Below are 266 nucleotides of genomic sequence, written 5' to 3'. Positions count from 1 at the left end.
GTCGGGCACGGGCTGGCGAAGGCGCAGCCCGCACCGGGCGTGCGGGACTACGCCGCCGTCCCGGCGGGGACCGCGCTGGCCGCCATGCTCGAGCTGGCCACGCAGGTGCAGGCCGCGCTCGGGCTCTACGGCCAGGAGACGGCGGTGATCCGCGACGGGACCCTGCACCTGGGCAAGTGGACCGAGGACGGCACCACGACCCCGCGGCTGGACGCCGAGCGGCCGATGGACGACGAAAGCGGCCTGCTCGCCATCGAACGCGGCGC

At 76.3% G+C, this 266-nt stretch carries 1 protein-coding gene; it reads left to right on the top strand.

Translation table 11 applies throughout. The features are described 5' to 3' along the window. Positions 1 to 266: hypothetical protein (locus G3I65_RS50790; RefSeq protein ID WP_160703062.1), on the top strand; the 266-nt coding region annotated here is incomplete at both ends.

Source organism: Amycolatopsis sp. SID8362 (genome assembly GCF_010550475.1).
Classification (GTDB): Bacteria; Actinomycetota; Actinomycetes; order Mycobacteriales; family Pseudonocardiaceae; genus Amycolatopsis; species Amycolatopsis eburnea.
The sequence above is the reverse complement of the archived record's forward strand: the minus strand, read 5'-3'. Positions and strand labels throughout refer to the sequence as shown.